The organism is Pseudomonas sp. TH21, from assembly GCF_016651025.1.
GTDB lineage: Bacteria > Pseudomonadota > Gammaproteobacteria > Pseudomonadales > Pseudomonadaceae > Aquipseudomonas > Aquipseudomonas aylmerensis.
Genome location: NZ_JAEKEQ010000001.1, coordinates 965744 through 982226, shown reverse-complemented (window position 1 = coordinate 982226; position 16483 = coordinate 965744). Strand labels below are relative to the sequence as shown.

Annotated in this window: 14 protein-coding genes; 9 read left to right on the top strand and 5 right to left on the bottom strand. The window is 62.5% G+C overall.

What is annotated here, in order from left to right; genetic code table 11:
* Positions 1-33: 33 nt before the first annotated feature.
* From JFU04_RS04305 to JFU04_RS04300, 3 genes are all read left to right on the top strand, one after another.
* A complete protein-coding gene (locus tag JFU04_RS04305) occupies positions 34-960 on the top strand; it encodes an NAD synthetase (RefSeq protein ID WP_120447658.1) in 927 nt (308 codons plus the stop codon).
* 806 nt (positions 961-1766) lie between these two features.
* Positions 1767-2069, top strand: a complete 303-nt coding sequence (locus JFU04_RS30220) for an IS3 family transposase (RefSeq protein ID WP_065899480.1) — start codon at positions 1767-1769, stop codon at positions 2067-2069.
* Positions 2066-2902 carry an IS3 family transposase gene (locus JFU04_RS04300; protein ID WP_242485881.1) on the top strand — a complete coding sequence of 279 codons (837 nt, stop codon included), beginning with the start codon at positions 2066-2068 and terminating at the stop codon, positions 2900-2902. Before JFU04_RS30220 ends, JFU04_RS04300 begins: the two co-directional genes overlap by 4 nt.
* A gap of 483 nt (positions 2903-3385) precedes the next feature.
* On the opposite strand, the gene JFU04_RS04295 is transcribed toward JFU04_RS04300, so the two are convergent.
* From JFU04_RS04295 to JFU04_RS04280, 4 genes are read right to left on the bottom strand one after another with little or no spacing between them, the layout of a single operon-like run.
* Positions 3386-4246 carry an efflux RND transporter periplasmic adaptor subunit gene (locus tag JFU04_RS04295; protein ID WP_065900888.1) on the bottom strand — a complete coding sequence of 287 codons (861 nt, stop codon included), beginning with the start codon at positions 4244-4246 and terminating at the stop codon, positions 3386-3388.
* Positions 4247-4256: 10 nt separating this feature from the next.
* The gene (locus JFU04_RS04290; RefSeq protein WP_106805112.1) at positions 4257-4457 is read right to left on the bottom strand and encodes a DUF1656 domain-containing protein; all 201 of its coding nucleotides are present in this window, start codon (positions 4455-4457) and stop codon (positions 4257-4259) included.
* On the bottom strand, positions 4447-6624 hold the full coding sequence (locus tag JFU04_RS04285; RefSeq protein WP_201143557.1) for an FUSC family protein: 2178 nt from the start codon (positions 6622-6624) through the stop codon (positions 4447-4449). Before JFU04_RS04285 ends, JFU04_RS04290 begins: the two co-directional genes overlap by 11 nt.
* Before the next feature lie 10 nt (positions 6625-6634).
* Positions 6635-8146 carry an efflux transporter outer membrane subunit gene (locus JFU04_RS04280; RefSeq protein ID WP_201143556.1) on the bottom strand — a complete coding sequence of 504 codons (1512 nt, stop codon included), beginning with the start codon at positions 8144-8146 and terminating at the stop codon, positions 6635-6637.
* A 230-nt stretch (positions 8147-8376) separates the two neighbouring features.
* Between JFU04_RS04280 and JFU04_RS04275 the strand changes: the two genes are divergently transcribed.
* The 6 genes from JFU04_RS04275 to JFU04_RS04250 all read left to right on the top strand — a co-directional run bounded on the left by JFU04_RS04275 (position 8377) and on the right by JFU04_RS04250 (position 15339).
* Positions 8377-10572 (top strand): hypothetical protein, encoded by a 2196-nt coding sequence (locus JFU04_RS04275; RefSeq protein ID WP_201143555.1) that lies wholly within the window; start codon positions 8377-8379, stop codon positions 10570-10572.
* A gap of 97 nt (positions 10573-10669) precedes the next feature.
* Positions 10670-11638 (top strand): LysR family transcriptional regulator, encoded by a 969-nt coding sequence (locus JFU04_RS04270; RefSeq protein WP_065900869.1) that lies wholly within the window; start codon positions 10670-10672, stop codon positions 11636-11638.
* A gap of 196 nt (positions 11639-11834) precedes the next feature.
* Positions 11835-12809, top strand: coding sequence for a 2-hydroxyacid dehydrogenase (locus JFU04_RS04265; RefSeq protein ID WP_106805116.1), 975 nt, complete (start codon positions 11835-11837; stop codon positions 12807-12809).
* A gap of 288 nt (positions 12810-13097) precedes the next feature.
* Positions 13098-14000 carry a chemotaxis protein CheV gene (locus JFU04_RS04260; RefSeq protein ID WP_106805117.1) on the top strand — a complete coding sequence of 301 codons (903 nt, stop codon included), beginning with the start codon at positions 13098-13100 and terminating at the stop codon, positions 13998-14000.
* Between the two features lie 3 nt (positions 14001-14003).
* Positions 14004-14486: a GNAT family N-acetyltransferase gene (locus JFU04_RS04255; protein WP_201143554.1), complete on the top strand. Its 483-nt coding sequence runs from the start codon at positions 14004-14006 to the stop codon at positions 14484-14486.
* Positions 14487-14595: 109 nt separating this feature from the next.
* Positions 14596-15339: a YkgJ family cysteine cluster protein gene (locus tag JFU04_RS04250; protein ID WP_065900856.1), complete on the top strand. Its 744-nt coding sequence runs from the start codon at positions 14596-14598 to the stop codon at positions 15337-15339.
* Positions 15340-15406: 67 nt separating this feature from the next.
* Here JFU04_RS04250 and JFU04_RS04245 read toward each other — a convergent pair whose 3' ends face one another.
* Positions 15407-16453 (bottom strand): methyl-accepting chemotaxis protein, encoded by a 1047-nt coding sequence (locus JFU04_RS04245; protein ID WP_446739692.1) that lies wholly within the window; start codon positions 16451-16453, stop codon positions 15407-15409.
* Positions 16454-16483 lie beyond the last annotated feature (30 nt).

Here is a 16483-nt window from a genome sequence, read left to right as displayed (position 1 = left end):
CTCTTTCACCTCTGTCTCCTCACAGGTGAAAGGATGCCAAGTGATTTCCTGCGAAGCGGTGTGCCGGATGCGCACACCACGACTCGCCAGCGACTGACCAGTCTGCTGGACCTGCCCAAACTCTATAGAACCATTGACGCCGACCCGGCCCTCGTCGGGGCCGGAGTGGTGCACATCGGCAGTGATTATCAGGTGACGGTGCTGCGTGATTTTGTACCGTTGTGCAGTATCAGGCCCAAGCGCGTGATTTTGCGTGAAGAGGTGGGGCCGATGATGACTGCTGATGACTATGCGCGGTTGGCAGCGGACTCGCCGCGTGAGTCGCAGCTGTGGAAGGAGGCATCGGGGATCGTGAGCTCCTGCGGCGGAGCGATAATTGGCTTCATAATAGCGAAGGCGGGAATCGCGGCTGCGCCGTTTAGTGCAGGTACCAGCCTGGCCTTGTCGTATGTTGCTTATGCGGGAACGACTGCCAGCGGGGTACAGTGCCTGAACGGTATATGGCGGACCTATAACGAATCAGTCAACCCAGCGGAAAACGATTACTACGACACATTAGGCTGGTACCAAACGATGACCGTTGCGTTGGACGGAATCTCATTGGTTGGCGCAGGTGCTACCACGTTCGCTACGGTTAAGACGGTGCTGGCAATCAAGCATTCGACGGGACGTGAGGTGACAGATGTCTTGCGGCATATGAGCCGCCAAGAGCGTGCGAAGTTGACAGCTGAAGTTTTGCGCCTGAGAAACCCTCGCCGTCCCAACGACATAATTCGCTTGAGACAAATGTCCGGGCAATTACCCAAACGCTTCAGTAATTCCCAAATACGCCTAGCCACCATGACTCAAATCAAAGACCAGGTCGGAGCCCTTTTAGCTCTGGCAGGCAGCACGTTATCTGGAAACGTCAGCCACATAATCGTTGCACTGTACGAGGAGTTCGAACGCCATGAAATATAGCGACGATCCTCTAAGGAAACATCTGATGTGGCGCCGATATACCTACCGGTTTTTACCGGCATGGGGCGGGGCGCTCCTACTTTGCTTGAACAGTATTGCCGGCAACATGACTCACAGCCTGTGGTACTACGCGAAGGTCTATCACCTACCGACTGAATATGCTTTCGGAACCGCTATGACATTCTGCTTGGTTTTTTACGTAGGCCAAATCATGTTGTGTGAAGGGTCACGTCATGCACCTCGAGTCCTTATACCCGTGGTCATCGTGAATCTTCTGCTCGCGACTGCCTATCTCGGCAGTCACCGGCCGACGCTGTTCAATCTAATACCGTTGTTCTCGGCTCTGCTCTATATCTGGGTCCTGAACTCAAAAAACCACCGGCGATACACGAGCATGCTGCGTGTCAAACGTCGACAAAAAATCAGAGCCAACGCACACCCCTGAAGCAGTGCCCAATCGGCCTATCAACAAAATCGAAGGTGGGAGCGGGCTTGCTCGCGAAGGCGATGGATCAGCCAGCGCCTTCGTTAACTGACACACCGCTTTCGCGAGCAAGCCCGCTCCCACAGGGAGAGAGGCGTTGTCCATGCCTGCGGTGCAAGGCCCGCCTATTCCAGCCACGCCGCCAAACCCCAGGCTTCACCGCGATCAAAAAGGTGGGAGCGGGCTTGCTCGCGAAGACGCTGGATCAGCCCGCATATTCGTTGACTGACACACCGTATTCGCGAGCAAGCTGAACTGGCCTAATGATTTTGGACACCTCAATCGGGCGCTATGATGGCGTCCAAATCTGAGGTGTTTGGATATGCGTAAATCTTATTCATGTGAGTTCAAACTCAAGGCTGCCAGCATGGTGCTGGACGAGGGGCAGTCGGTTCCCGAGGTCTGTGCCAGCTTGGATATTGGCCCTACGGCCTTGCGCCGCTGGGTCGATCAAGTTCGCAAGGAACGCTTGGGCTCGACTCCGGTGGGAGCCAAGGCGATTACCGCGGATCAGCGAGAGATCCAGGAACTTAAAGCCTTGCTCAGGCAAAGAGACCGGGATATCGAAATCCTAAAAAAGGCCAGTGCTCTCCTGCTTTTGGACGCCAAAGATCACTCTCGTTGATCTGTGAGCTGGGCGAGCAGTACGGCGTTAACGATTGCTGTCGTGTGTTCGGAATAAACCGCAGTAGCTTTTACGCATGGCGTCAGCGCCAAGGCAAGGTGAGCCCTAAGCGAGAGAAACTCAAGGCTATGCTGGTCAAGCACCACAGGGCGTCGAGAAAGTCTGCGGGCGCTCGTACCTTGGCTAAACAGCTGCAAGCCGGCGGGCATGATGTCGGGCGGTTCATGGCTCGCAGCTTGATGCGAGAAGCAGGCATTGTCAGCCGTCAACGCCGGCGCCATAAGTACAAGTCACCTGGCGTGGAGGCTTTGGTGGCACCGCATGTGCTCAAACGCAAGTTTGATGTTGCGACGGTCAATCAGGTGTGGTGTGGGGACGTGACGTACATCAAAGTCGGCAAGCGTTGGCTGTATTTCGCGGCGGTTCTGGACTTGTTCGCTCGCCGGATTGTGGGCTGGTCGTTTTCGATGATCTCTGATGCCACGCTGACCTGCGAAGCCCTGCGCATGGCGATTGAACTGCGCGGTCGCCCAAAAGACGTACTGTTTCACTCCGACCAAGGTTGCCAGTACACCAGCCATAAATTCAGAAATGAACTGCTGGAACATGGACTCCGACAAAGCATGAGCCGTAAAGGCGAATGCTGGGACAACGCTCCGATGGAGCGTTTCTTTGGAAGTTTGAAATCAGAGTGGGTGCCAGAAGCAGGCTACGGGTCGGAACATGAGGCCCGAGCGGATGTGCAGCGCTATGTATCGCGCTACAACATCACCAGGCCGCATAGCTACAACGACTATCGGTCACCAGTCGCCAGGGAGAAGCTGGTGGCGTGAACCCTTAATCGGTGTCCAAGATTACTTGACCAGTTCAAGCCCGCTCCCACAGGGAGAGAGGCGTTGTCCACGCCTGCGGTGCAAGGCCCGCCTATTCCAGCCACACCGCCAAACCCCAGGCTTCACCGCGATCAAAAAGGTGGGAGCGGGCTTGCTCGCGAAGGCGGTGGATCAGCCCGCATATTCGTTGACTGACACACCGTATTCGCGGGCAAGCCCGCTCCCACAGGGAGAGAGGCGTTGTCCATGCTTGCGGTGCAAGGCCCGCCTATTCCAGCCACACCGCCAAACCCCAGGCTTCACCGCGATCAAAAAGGTGGGAGCGGGCTTGCTCGCGAAGGCGATGGATCAGCCCGCATATTCGTTGACTGACACACCGTATTCGCGAGCAAGCCCGCTCCCACAGGGAGAGAGGCGTTGTCCATGCCTGCGGTGCAAGGCCCGACTATTCCAGCCACGCCGCCAAACCCCCGGCTTCACCTTTTAGTCTTGTGTTTGGTTGACGATCACCGTGCAGGTGATGCCTGCCGCCAGCAACACGCCCTCCGGCACTTGATCGATGTGAATCCGCACCGGCACGCGCTGGGCCAGGCGCACCCAGTTGAACGTCGGGTTCACGTCAGCGATCAACTCGCGGCTCTCGGGGTTGTCACGGTCGTAGATGCCGCGCGAGATGCTTTCCACGTGGCCCTTCAAGGTCTCGCCGCTCATCAGTTGCATGTCGGCTTTATCGCCGATTTTCACATGCGGCAATTTCGTTTCTTCAAAGAAGCCATAGACCCAGAACGAGTTCATATCGACCACGGCCATCTTGGCTTCGCCGATACGCGCGTAGTCGCCACGGTGGACGTTGAGGTTGGTGACGTAGCCGTCCACCGCCGCTACCACTTGCGTGCGCTTGAGGTTGAGTTCGGCGGCTTCCAGCTGCGCCAGTGCGTGCTGGTAATCGGCGAGGGCCGAGTCGGCGATGTTGCTGGCGTCGTCGCGGTTTTCCTTGGAGATCACCAGGGCGTCGAGGTCGGCGCGGCGGTGGGCATTGACCTTGCGCATCTCCCAGGTGGCTTTGCGCGAGGCAACCAGGGACTGCGCCTGCTTGACCGCGATGCGGTAGTGCTCGGGGTCGATCTGCATCAGCAGGTCGCCCTTCTTGACCAACTGGTTGTCACGCACCGGCACGTCGACCACCTCGCCCGTCACGTCGGCGGCGACGTTGATGATGTCGGCGCGCACGCGACCATCGCGGGTCCACGGCGTTTGCATGTAATGCACCCACAGCGTGCGGCCAATCCAGATTGCCAGAGCCAGTACCAGCAAGGTCGCGAGCAGGCTGAAAAACTTTTTCATCGGGGCATTCTCAACGGTAGACGGTCAGCGCCAATGCGCCGAACAAGCAAACGAACAGGCTCAGGCGCAGCAACGCCGGGTGCCAGAAAAAACGGTACAGGTCGTACCCGGCCAGGAAGCGGTCCAAAGCCCAGGCCAGGACGGCCGCGATCAGAAACATCAGGGTCATGGTCGGCATGTAGAGGCCGTGGAACGCGATTTCACGGGGCATGCGGGGCTCCTTTGAGGGCCGCCAGTGGCGATTGCGGGTCGAGCAGCGAAGTGCGGATAAAGTGCAGGTAGCTTTTCACCCGGCGCAGGGCCGACGTATCGAAGTGCGGGGCGAAGGGTTCGTCGGTGGCCTGCACGCGGCTGATCGCATGGTCGACGGCGATCAGTCCGCGCTCCAGGTTGCTCGTGCTGGGCTGCAGGAACAGCCGCACCAGCGAGCGGCCCATCACGCGGATCGCCTGGCGCCACGGCTGGGACTCGGCATACGCCGGGTGCACCGGCAGGATCGCCTGTTCCTTGCGCAGCTCGATGATCGCGTGGCCGACCTCCAGCACCACGAACATCCAGCGCAGCAGGTCGCGTTGCACTTGCGGCTGGCCGACGGCAAGGCCGTAAGCCTGGTGCAGCAGGTCACGGGTGCGGCTTTCAAAACTCGAGGCCAGGCCCTTGAGCTTGCCGCTGATCGCGTACACCACTTGCTCGCGCAGGTCCTGCTCCAGGCGGCGCCACAGCCAGCGGCTGTTGGGCGGCAGGATGATCGCCCCCGCCGCCGCGCACACCAGCATGCCGATGACCATCGCGATGTAGTCGTTGATAAAGGTGTAGGGGTTGTAGACCGTGAAGTTATCCGGCACCGAACCGGTGCTGAAGAAGATCAACAGGCCCACACCGACGCCGGCGTATTGCGGGCGTGAGGCGAGAAACGCACCGAAGATGATGACCGGGGCGAGCATCACGCACAGCAGCGGGAAGCCGTCGATCCAGGGGAACACGAAGAACATTTCGACAAAGCCCACCAACGCGCCGATCAAGGTGCCGCAGGCCATCTGGAACGCCATGCGCTTAGGGTTCGGCGTGGCGGCGGACAAGCCGACGGTGGCCGCCGCGATCAGGGTCATGGTCGCACCGCTGGGCCAGGCGGTCGCCACCCAGTAGCTGCCCAGCACGATCAGGATGAATGAAGCGCGAATCCCCGAAGCGGCGCAGGCCAGCCAGTTGGTCTTGGGGATGAAGGTTTCGTCCCACTGCTCGCGCGCATGACTGTGATCGGCCAGGGAGGCGTGGGTTTGCGCATAGTTGTGCAGGTCATCGACGAAGCGGTACAGCAGCTCGTAGGCGGTGTGGAAATCCAGCTGCTCGGCTTCGCTCGGGTTGCCCTCCTGGAACGCCGCGCGCAGGCTGCGCACCGTGGCGGGCAAGCCGTCCTTGTAGGCACTCAGTTGATTGACCAGGCGTGCGGCATCGGGGCTGGTGAGGGCGCGGCCGGAAAAGCCGTCGAGCAGTTCGGCCAGGTCCTGCAGGCCGGGCTTGATCGCCGCTACCACGTGATCGGCCGCGTCGGTGCGCAGGCGTTCGAGCAACTGGTGCAAGGCGTTGAAGCGCGTGGTGATGCTCATGAACTCGCTGTTGAGGCGACTGAGCCGACCGTTGCGCCGACGCATGTGCGGGTCTTCAAACACGGTGATGCTGCGCAGCCCTTCCAGGCCCACGGCTTCGGCGATAAAGCGCACGTTGCTGGCCTCGAACCCTTCGCGCTGGCTGCGCCCCCGCAAGCCATCGGTGACAAACAGCGCGAACACGCCAAAGCGCTGGTACAGGGCGTTGCGCATCGCGGCGCTGCTGGTTTGCGGCAGGATCGCGGCGCTGACCAGCGTCGAGCACAGAATCCCCAGGGAGATTTCCAGCACGCGCCACACCGCCGCCATGAAGGCGCCGTCGGGGTGCGCCAGCGCCGGCAAACCAACCATCGCCGCGGTGTAGCCGGCCAGCACAAACCCATAGGCGCGAAAGTTACGGTTGCGGGTCGCACCGGCGGTGCAAATGCCGACCCAGATCGCCAGCGCGCCAAGAAACAACTCGGTGTTCTGTGCAAACAAGGCAATCAACAGCACCATCACCGCCGAGCCCGCCAGGGTGCCGAGGAAGCGGTAAAAGCTCTTGGCGAATACCTGGCCGCTCTGCGGTTGCATCACGATGAACACGGTGATCATTGCCGTGCGCGGTTGCGGCAGTTCCAGGCGCATGGCCAGCCATAGCGTCAGGAACGCGGCGATCAGTACCTTGAAGATATACACCCAGGTCACGCCATCACTGCGTGCCCAGTCGAAAAAGCCACGGCGCCACTCAAGGGCATGCAGCCAGCGCAGCGGTGCAGGCAAGGGAGTCATTCAATCCTACTCAGTGATCAAACACGGCGAGTGCCGCCGGGGTCTTGCTCGGGAGGGTCTTGGCGTCGTCGGGCACATCGTTGCCGGCACCGAGGCCGCCGCCCAGGGCTGTCACCAGTTCGGCGTACGCGCTCAGGCGGGCGGCCTGCACCTGTTGCTCGACCTGCTGCTGACGGAACAGCAGGGTCTGGGCATTCAGCACATTGAGGTAATCGGTGAGCCCGCGCTGGTAGGCGATCATCGCGATGTCATAGGTTTTCTGCGCCGAGGCCACCGACTGCGCGGCGAAGCCCGCTTGCTTGTCCATGGACTCGCGGCGGATCAACTGGTCACTGATGCCCTTGAGCGCAGTGACCAGGGTCTGGTTGTACTTCGCCACGGCGATGTCGTAACCGGCGCTGGCCTCGCCCAACTCGCCACGCAAACGGCCGCCGTCGAAGATCGGCAAGGTGATCGCCGGGCCGACGTTGTAGTTGAATTTCTTGCCGGCCAGGAACTCCAGCATGCCGCCGCCGGTGGCCATGTAGCCAAGGCTGCCGACCAGGTCGACGTTGGGGTAGAAGCCGGCATTCGCCACATCAATGCCACGCGCCTGCGCCGCGACCTGCCAGCGGCTGGCGACCACGTCCGGGCGCTGGCCGAGCAGTTGTGCAGGCAAGGAAGACGGCAGTTTCAGCGGCGCGGCCAGGGACAAGGTCGGGCGCTGCAGTTGCGCGCCCGCGCCCGGCCCCTTGCCGGCCAATGCCGCCAACTGGTTGCGGCTCAGGGCGATTTCCTCGTCCAGGGCGTCCAATTGGCGATGGGTTTCCGGCAACGGGGTTTCGGCCTGGCTCACGTCGAAGTGCGTGCCGATCCCGGCGTTCAGGCGTTTGTTGGCCAGGTCGAGGATCTGCTGTTGCTGGGCCAGGGTCGCCGCGACGATATCGCGGTTGGCGTAATGCAACGACAGCTGGATATAGGCGCGCACCACGTTGTTCTGCAATTCGAGCTGGGCCTGGCGGGCTTCGGCAGCGCTCATGTGCGCCAGGTCGACGGCACGCTCGGAGGCATTGCTTTCACGGCCCCACAGGTCGAGCGCGTAGCTCAGGCCCAGGGACGAGTTGTTGTCCCAGGTGGTCTGGCCACTCAACTCGCCCGGGCCATAGAACTGATCCTTCGGCCAATTGTGGCGTTTGAGGGTGGTGTCACTGTTGATCTGCAGCGACTCGGCCGACTCGGCAATCCCGGCCATGGCCCGCGCCTCGCGCACTCGCGCGGCGGCGATGGCCATACTCGGGCTGTTGTGAGTGGCGAGTGCCACCCAGCGGTTGAGTTGCGGGTCGCCAAAGGCCTGCCACCATTGCGCGGTGGGCCAGTGGGCGTCCTGGGCGGCCTGCTGGATCGCCTCGTCGGTGGCCAGGTGATTGGCGTCGAGCGCCTGGCCCTGTGGGGCGATTCCTCCGGTTCCGATGCAGCCGCTGATTGCTAACGATAAGGCCCAAACACTGAGAGTCTTCAGCTCTCTGCTGATGCGACGCGGCACTGCTGCGAATTCCTGAGGTGGTGATGCGGGGAGAGGTGGCGCAATTCTAGGGGGCGGCATGGGGAACGATAAGCGGGTATTCCTGTGAATCTTTGTTACCGTTCAGGCGATAATCCGCGCCGGCTCAAGGCAAGTTGGGATGTTTATCCCGACGCCAGGCTATTCCCCTACAGCGTGCCGAAGTGCCCACCAGCAGAATGACGAGCATCCCACCCTTCTGGAGTGCCCGAATGTTTTCAGCCCCCAGCACGCGCGCCCGCATAGCGCCGACACCCGCACCCGCCTCCGCTGATGCCCTGCGCAGGCAACTGCACCTCTCGCCCGAGCCTTTGCAGCCGGGCATGTTCCCTTTGCAACGGGACGTGCGCTGGATCGCCGACCTGGTCCTGGACAAGCTGGTCCCGCTCGCGGGCTATCATCGCGATCAAGCGCAGATAGAAGCGCTTCACCACAAATTGTCCAGCAGCCCGTCGAGGCTGGAGGTGTCGGTAGAGGAGTTACCGGACTACTACGCGTTTTTCAAAAAGGCCGAGCAGGTGCTTGGCCAACATCGCTCCAGCCAGCGGCCGGACGTCGAAGCCGACTATGCCTTGTGTCGCGCGCTGAAATGGCAGTTTCGCGCGGCGGTCAGCAATGACCGACACCTGCACCTGACGCAGAAGTTGTTGCCGGCGCTTGCCTACGTGCGCAACGGCGGCGAGCGCAGCAACCACCGTCATATCGGCTACAACTTTGTGTTGGACCCCGCGCTGCAGAACCGGGCCGGGCCACAGCTGGCAGCCGACTCGCGCCTGGCAATCACCGCTGACCAACGCGTCAAAAGCACGCGCACCCTCAGCCTGCAGGCCCATCTGAAGTCATCGATCGCAAACCAGTTCCAGACCCACAGCCAGCTCGGCGTAGGCTATGTATCGTCTCGCGAATACGCAAACCTGGAAGCGTACGCCGATGCCCGCAGCCATTCGGTGCGCACTTCCCTGAGCGAGAGCATCCGGCGAACCGTTCAAAACCTGCCCAGCTTGGTGCGTGATAGCCATAACCTGCAGAAACACCTCGCCTGCTCAGCACTGAGCCAACCCTATGTCCGGGATACCCTGGCCAGCGCCGGCCTTGTCGATGTTGAGTTGCCCAGCATGAGAAGCACCTCACAGCCGGTTACCACCGAAAGAGGCCTCCTCCTGAATGCGCGAAACAAGGTCACGGTGGATGTCTTCAGCGCCCTGAAGCTCAATACCACGATAAAGCCGACCCTGCAGCGTACCCAGCGCCAGATCACCCTGGATATCCTGAGCCTGCACGAAACAGCACCTGAGATGGCACGGCTGCGCCTGGCCTCGTCCAAGCACTACAACGACGACCCTGCGGCGTTGTTGAATGCCATGCAACGCCACATTGCCGACACCAGCCAACACTTCACCCAGCAGGCCTGTACACCCGTGCCGGCGTCCGCGTTGCACGCTGCCCGGCACGCCCGCCACAAACAGGCCCAATCCCTGCTGGAGCGCTATGTGCTGCTCAAGACCCACTCGCGCCTGACTCCGCAGCAGGATGCTGAGATACGCAGCCTGATCCAGCGCAACCCGGCACTGCTTCGCCCCGACGAATTAAAAGTCCACACGCTGACAGCCGAGACCCGAATAGTGAGCTTCAGCGCCGCAGTAACGGCCTCGGCACGGGCCGGGGCAGGCAAAGGGGTAGCGATTGAAGCCAGCCACCGCAAGCTTGATGACCCGCACCTGAGCGGTGATTACCTGACAATCGACATCGCCCCGATAGATTCGCGGCAGGTCGTGAAGAAAACCTTGCTTCGCGTACTGGGCGCGATTGGCGAGCAAACGTTCGACTGGGAAAACCTGGTCCGCTCGATCAGCGAATCGGTGCTCGATCCCGCCAGGCCGTCGTCCACTCAAGTACTGGTGAAAATAAAGCACGGCCAACCGGTGCTGCTGCATACCCGCCATACGCTGAATAAGAGCCGTGACCTGAAGCTCCCGGCGCCGGTCGAGCAGTTCTTCGGCGTAGCGGCGCAGTCGCTGCGTACCCGGCAAACCCTGCACAAAGAACAGCTGGGCAGCGACTCGCTGGATCATCTGCTGCCCATCGCCCGTCGCTACCTGGAAACCCCTGATCAGCAGCCGGGCTGGGACGCTTACGTCGCGCGACACGCCGACGACTTTCACGCGTTGTTCGATACCCTTGGCCGACAGGCGCACGGTACGCCGCTGACCGCCGAGATTGACGCGCTCAAACGCCTCAGCCCGGCACTCAGCCGCGCCGCCGAAACCCTGGTACAACACGCGCACACCGCCCTTGAAGCGCCTACCGGCGAAAACCGCGCCAGCACGCAGGAGGCCTTCAATCACTTGCTGCGCGAGTATCTGCCGCACTACCAGGCCAAAGTCAGTGAGGCCTGGACCTTGTCCTGATCCTTCGTCACCGTGCTCCGGGGAGAGCAGCGCCCAGCGGATACACACCTGTGCGCAACTTCATGTCACAATTTGGCATCTCCCTTGAGAACACTCCATGGACACTTTGCAAAACATGCGCGCCTTCAGTTGCGTGGCCGAAGCCGGCAGCTTCACCGCCGCCGCCGTGCAACTGGACACCACCACCGCCAACGTTTCGCGCGCGGTCTCCAACCTTGAGGCCCATCTGCAAACCCGCTTGCTCAACCGCACTACCCGCCGCATCGCGCTGACCGAAGCCGGCAAACGCTATTTGCTGCGCTGCGAGCAGATCCTCGCCTACGTCGAGGAAGCCGAGGCCGAAGCCAGCGACGCCCACGCGCGCCCCGCCGGGCAGTTGAAAGTGCACACCATGACCGGCATCGGCCAGCACTTCGTGATTGATGCGATTGCCCGCTACCGCCGCACCCACCCGGACGTGACTTTCGACCTGACCCTGGCCAACCGCGTGCCGGACCTGCTCGACGAGGGCTACGACGTGTCCATCGTGCTGGCCAGCGAGCTGCCGGATTCGGGCTTCGTCTCGCAACGCCTGGGCATCACCTACAGCATCGCCTGCGCCTCGCCCGATTACGTCAAGGCCAAGGGCTGCGCGCAACGGCCCCAGGATTTGCTCAATCACGCCTGCCTGCGCCTGGTCAGCCCGGTGATCCAGCTGGATAAATGGACCTTCAACGGCCCCGAAGGCCAGGAGAGCGTGGCGATCAACACCTCGCCCTTCCTGGTGAACTCGGCCGATGCGATGAAAACCGCGATCACCAGCGGCATGGGCGTCGGGCTGTTGCCGGTGTACGCGGCCATCGAAGGCCTGCGCAACGGCACACTGGTGCGGGTCATGCCCAACTACCGCTCCCAGGAGCTGAACCTGTACGCCATCTACCCGTCGCGCCAATACCTGGACGCGAAGATCAAGACCTGGGTCGAATACCTGCGCGGCTCGCTGCCGGAGATCCTGGCGGCGCACCAGGCGGAGCTGGTGGCGTATGAATTGAGCGGCAGCCTGAGTGGCGCGCGCCTGACAAACTGATTTCCACCTGTCGATCTAAATCAAAGGTGGGAGCGGGCTTGCTCGCGAATACGGTAGTCCAGCCACAGATGTAGTGGCTGACACTGCGCATTCGCGAGCAAGCCCGCTCCCACATTGGTTTGGCGGTGTCCTGACAATCACCCGCAAGAATGTTAGCTTGCTTGGCATTCTTCCGTAGTCGATGAGCCCGCCTGCAATGAAAAAGACTGTCCTCGCCTTCAGCCGTGTCACCCCGCAAATGATCGAACGCCTGCAACAGGATTTCGAGGTGATCGCGCCCAACCCCAAGCTGGGCGACATCAACGCTCAATTCAATGAAGCCCTGCCCCACGCCCACGGCCTGATCGGCGTGGGCCGCAAGCTGGGACGCGAGCAATTGCAGGGCGCGAGCAAGCTGGAGGTGGTGTCCAGCGTCTCGGTGGGCTACGACAACTACGACGTGCCGTACTTCAACGAGCGCGGGATCATGCTCACCAACACCCCTGACGTACTCACCGAAAGCACCGCCGACCTGGCCTTCGCCCTGCTGATGAGCAGCGCGCGCCGGGTCGCCGAGCTGGACGCCTGGACCAAGGCCGGCGAGTGGAAAGCCAGTGTCGGCGCGCCGTTGTTCGGCTGCGACGTGCATGGCAAGACGCTGGGCATCGTCGGCATGGGCAACATTGGCGCGGCCGTGGCCCGCCGCGGGCACTTGGGCTTCAACATGCCGATCCTGTACAGCGGCAACAGCCGCAAGCCGGCGCTGGAGCAGGCACTGGGCGCGCAATTTCGCAGCCTGGACGAGCTGCTGGCCGAGGCGGACTTCGTGTGCCTGGTGGTGCCATTGAGCGACAAGACCCGCCACCTGATCAGCACCCGCGAGCTGGGGCTGATGAAATCCAGCGCGATCCTGATCAATATTTCCCGTGGCCCGGTGGTCGACGAACCGGCGCTGATCGAGGCCCTGCAAACCCAGCGCATCCGCGGCGCCGGGCTGGATGTGTACGAGCAGGAGCCGCTGGCCGCGTCGCCGCTGTTCCAACTGAGCAACGCCGTGACCCTGCCGCACATCGGCTCGGCCACCCATGAAACCCGCGAAGCCATGGCCAACCGCGCCCTCGACAACCTGCGCAGCGCCCTGCTCGGCCAGCGTCCCCAGGACCTGGTGAACCCGCAGGTCTGGAAAGGCTGATTCATCCCCCCGGTGAAATAGGGACTTGTGTAGGAGCCAGCTTGTGTAAGAGCTGGCTTGTGTGGGAGCTGGCTTGTGTGGGAGCTAGCTTGTGTGGGAGCTGGCTTGTGTGGGAGCTGGCTTGCCTGCGATAGCAGCGCCTCGGTCTTTCTGCGGAACCGGGGGTGATGCTATCGCAGGCAAGCCAGCTCCTACAGACCCATCCCGACACAAAATCCGGTTAAAGCCTGGCCTCCCCAAGTCGATAACTCTCTATAGATCGTCATCCCTGATCCACAGAAGGTTTTTATGTCCACCACCAAAGCCCGCGCAGACTCTCTCTCGCTTCTGCTCTTTACCTTGCGCAGCGGCAAGCTGATGGCGATCAACCTGCTGAAAGTCAGTGAAATCATCCCCTGCCCGCCGCTGACCAAGCTGCCGGAGTCGCACCCCCACGTCAAAGGCATCGCCACCCTGCGCGGCAACTCGCTGGCGGTCATCGACCTGAGCCGTGCCCTGGGTGAAATGCCCCTGCAGGACCCAGACGGTGGCTGCCTGATCGTCACCGATGTTAGCCGATCCAAGCAGGGCCTGCATGTGCAGGCGGTGAGCAAGATCGTGCATTGCCTGACCACCGACATCCGTCCGCCGCCCTACGGCTCCGGCGGTAACCGCGCGTTCATCACCGGGGTCACCCAGGTCGAAGGCGGCCTCGTGCAGGTGCTGGACATCGAAAAAGTCATCCACGGCATCGCGCCGGCCCCGATTGAAGCGGCGCCCACCGACCTGACCATGGAAGAAGCCGAAGTACTCGGCAACGCGCGCATCCTGGTGGTCGACGACAGCCAGGTGGCCCTGCAGCAATCCGTACACACCCTGCGCAACCTCGGCCTCACCTGCCACACCGCGCGCAGTGCCAAGGAAGCCATCGATGTGCTGCTGGAGCTGCAAGGCACGGTCGAGCAGATCAACGTGGTGGTGTCCGACATCGAGATGTCGGAAATGGACGGCTACGCCCTCACCCGCACCCTGCGCGAAACCCCGGATTTCAAAGACCTCTATGTGCTGCTGCACACCTCGCTCGACAGCGCGATGAACAGCGAAAAAGCGCGCCTGGCCGGTGCCGACGCGGTACTGACCAAATTTTCGTCGCCCGAGCTGACCAAGTGCCTGGTGGTGGCGGCCCAGACCGTGGCGCAAAAAGGCCTGTAACGCGTGAGCACGTATTACCAGTTGCTGCGTCGCGACCTCACCGGCAGCCTGCCGGCCCCGCAGTGGCCGGCGGGTACGCAGCTGGACCACTACCGCGATGAGCTGGCCCCGGCGATTCATGCGGTATTGCGCATGACCCAGGAGCAAGGCGGTGGACGCGTGCCCTCGCTGGAAACCTGGCAGCAGCAGTTCATCACCGATGCCGAATTCGACCCCACGCTGTGCCTGGTGGCCAGCAACGCAGAAGGCATTCTCGGCGTGGCCCAGTGCTGGACCAGCGCCTTTATCAAGAACCTTTCCATACACCCTTGCGCCCAGGGCCAGGGGCTGGGCCGCGCCTTGTTGCTGCAGGCCTTCCAGGTGTTCAAGCAACGCGGCGAACCCTGCGTCGACCTCAAGGTGCTGGAGAGCAACCAGCGCGCCCGGCAGTTATACGCAAGCGCAGGCATGTTCTTTGTACTGCGCGATGCAGTCGCCGAGGACTGACAGGCACTGGCGCATAACTTGCTTCCAGAGACACCGAACGGTGCATAGAGGTCAAAACCCGTCACCGTTCACGCGTGCCCTCTGACCTTGCCTGGTGACAGATCCGCCCATGAATACCCATTTTTCCTGCGTTGGCTGCGGCAAATGCTGCACCGACCATCACGTCCCCCTGACCCTCGCCGAAGCCCGTATGTGGGCGGCGGACGGCGGCAACGTCATCGTTCTGGTAGAGGGTTTCCTGGGCAATGGCCTGGGCTTGCCACAGCAGCAACGCGAACATGCCGAGCGGCGTTCAGTGGTGGTGCCCAGCGGCAACACCGAGGCGTTTGTAGCCATCACCTTTGCCGCCTATAACGCCGGCCGCTGCCGGAATCTTGACGAAGACAACCTGTGCCGCATCTATGAACGCCGTCCGTTGGTGTGCCGGATCTATCCGATGGAGATCAACCCGCATATCCCACTGAACCCCGCCGCCAAGGACTGCCCGCCGGAATCCTGGGAACAGGGCCCGGCGCTGATCGTCGGCGGCGAGTTGGCCGACCCGGCGCTGGCGGACCTGATCCTGCGCTCGCGCCAGGCCGACCGTGACGATGTGCAGACCAAGGAGGCGGTGTGCGCCTTGCTGGGTATTCGCACCACGGCGCTCAAGGGGGATGGCTTCACCGCCTACCTGCCGGACATGAACGCGTTCGCCCAGGCAATCGAGCTGGCGGTGGATCAGCCATCCGTGGCCAACGAGTGGGTGTTCCATGTGTCCGGCATGGACATCGCCGAGCAACTGCTGGATGCCGGCGCGCAGATTGCGACTGAGGTGCCGGCCAACTACGCGTTTATTCCGCTGCGCGCAGCGTAGGGCTTGCGGGCCTCTTCGCGGGCAAGCCCACGCCCACAGGTGGCTGCATTTCAACGTGGGCACCCGGTTAGCGCCGTCCACTCCAGAACTCCCGCGCCAACTGGCGCAAATCCTCCGCCAGGGCCGCCACGTCACCGGAGCTGAGCTGGCTCTGCTGGCCGGCGCTGACCGTGGCTTCACCGGCATCGCGGATGCCGAGGATATTGCGGTTGATGTCCTCGCTCACCGCGCTCTGCTCTTCCACGGCGGTCGCGATCTGCTGGCTCATGGCGGTGATCTGCATGACCCGCTGGCTGATGCCATCCAGCGCAGCCGCCGCGCGTTGCGCCTGCTCGACGCTGGCGTGCACATGTTCGCTGCTCTGCGCCATGGCCTGCACCGCGTCGCGCGCGCCGCCCTGCAGGGTGCTGATCATGCGCTGGATTTCATCGGTCGATTGCTGCGTGCGCTGGGCCAGGCCACGCACTTCGTCGGCCACCACGGCAAAGCCACGGCCCTGCTCACCGGCCCGCGCGGCTTCGATGGCCGCATTCAGGGCCAGCAGGTTGGTCTGCTCGGCAATCGTGCGGATCACCTCCAGCACGCCGCTGATTTCACCGCTGTGGCTTTCCAGTTGGTGGATGACGTCTGTGGCCCGCGCCAACTCCTGGGACAAGCGCATCACCGCGTCCCGGCTTTCATCCACGCGTTGATGGCCTTCAAGGGTTTCGTTGCCAGCCTGGTCCGCCGCCCTGGACGCCTGCTGGGCATGGCTGGCCATTTGCGCCACGCTGGCGGCCATCTGGTGAATGGCCGTCGCTATCTGATCGGTCTGGGTCTGTTGGCCCTGCGTGCTGGCCTGGCTGCTGTCCAGATGCCGCACCAGTTGCGCCGCGTGCCCCGACAGGCGCTGGGAGGCATCGCCGATGCGCCCGACCACCGCGCCCACCTGGGCTTCGAGCATCTGCAGGGCAAACTCGATCTGCCCGCATTCATCGCGGCGCCCGGTGTAGATCGCCTGGCTCAGGGGGTTATCGGCAATCTGGCGGGCGCGCTGGCTCAACTGGGCCAGGGGCCGCACGATCAGTCTCACCCCGGCCGCGCCGACTGCACATCCTGCCACCAGGCCCAGCAGTTGCCAGACTGGCGCGTACGCCGCCAGGCC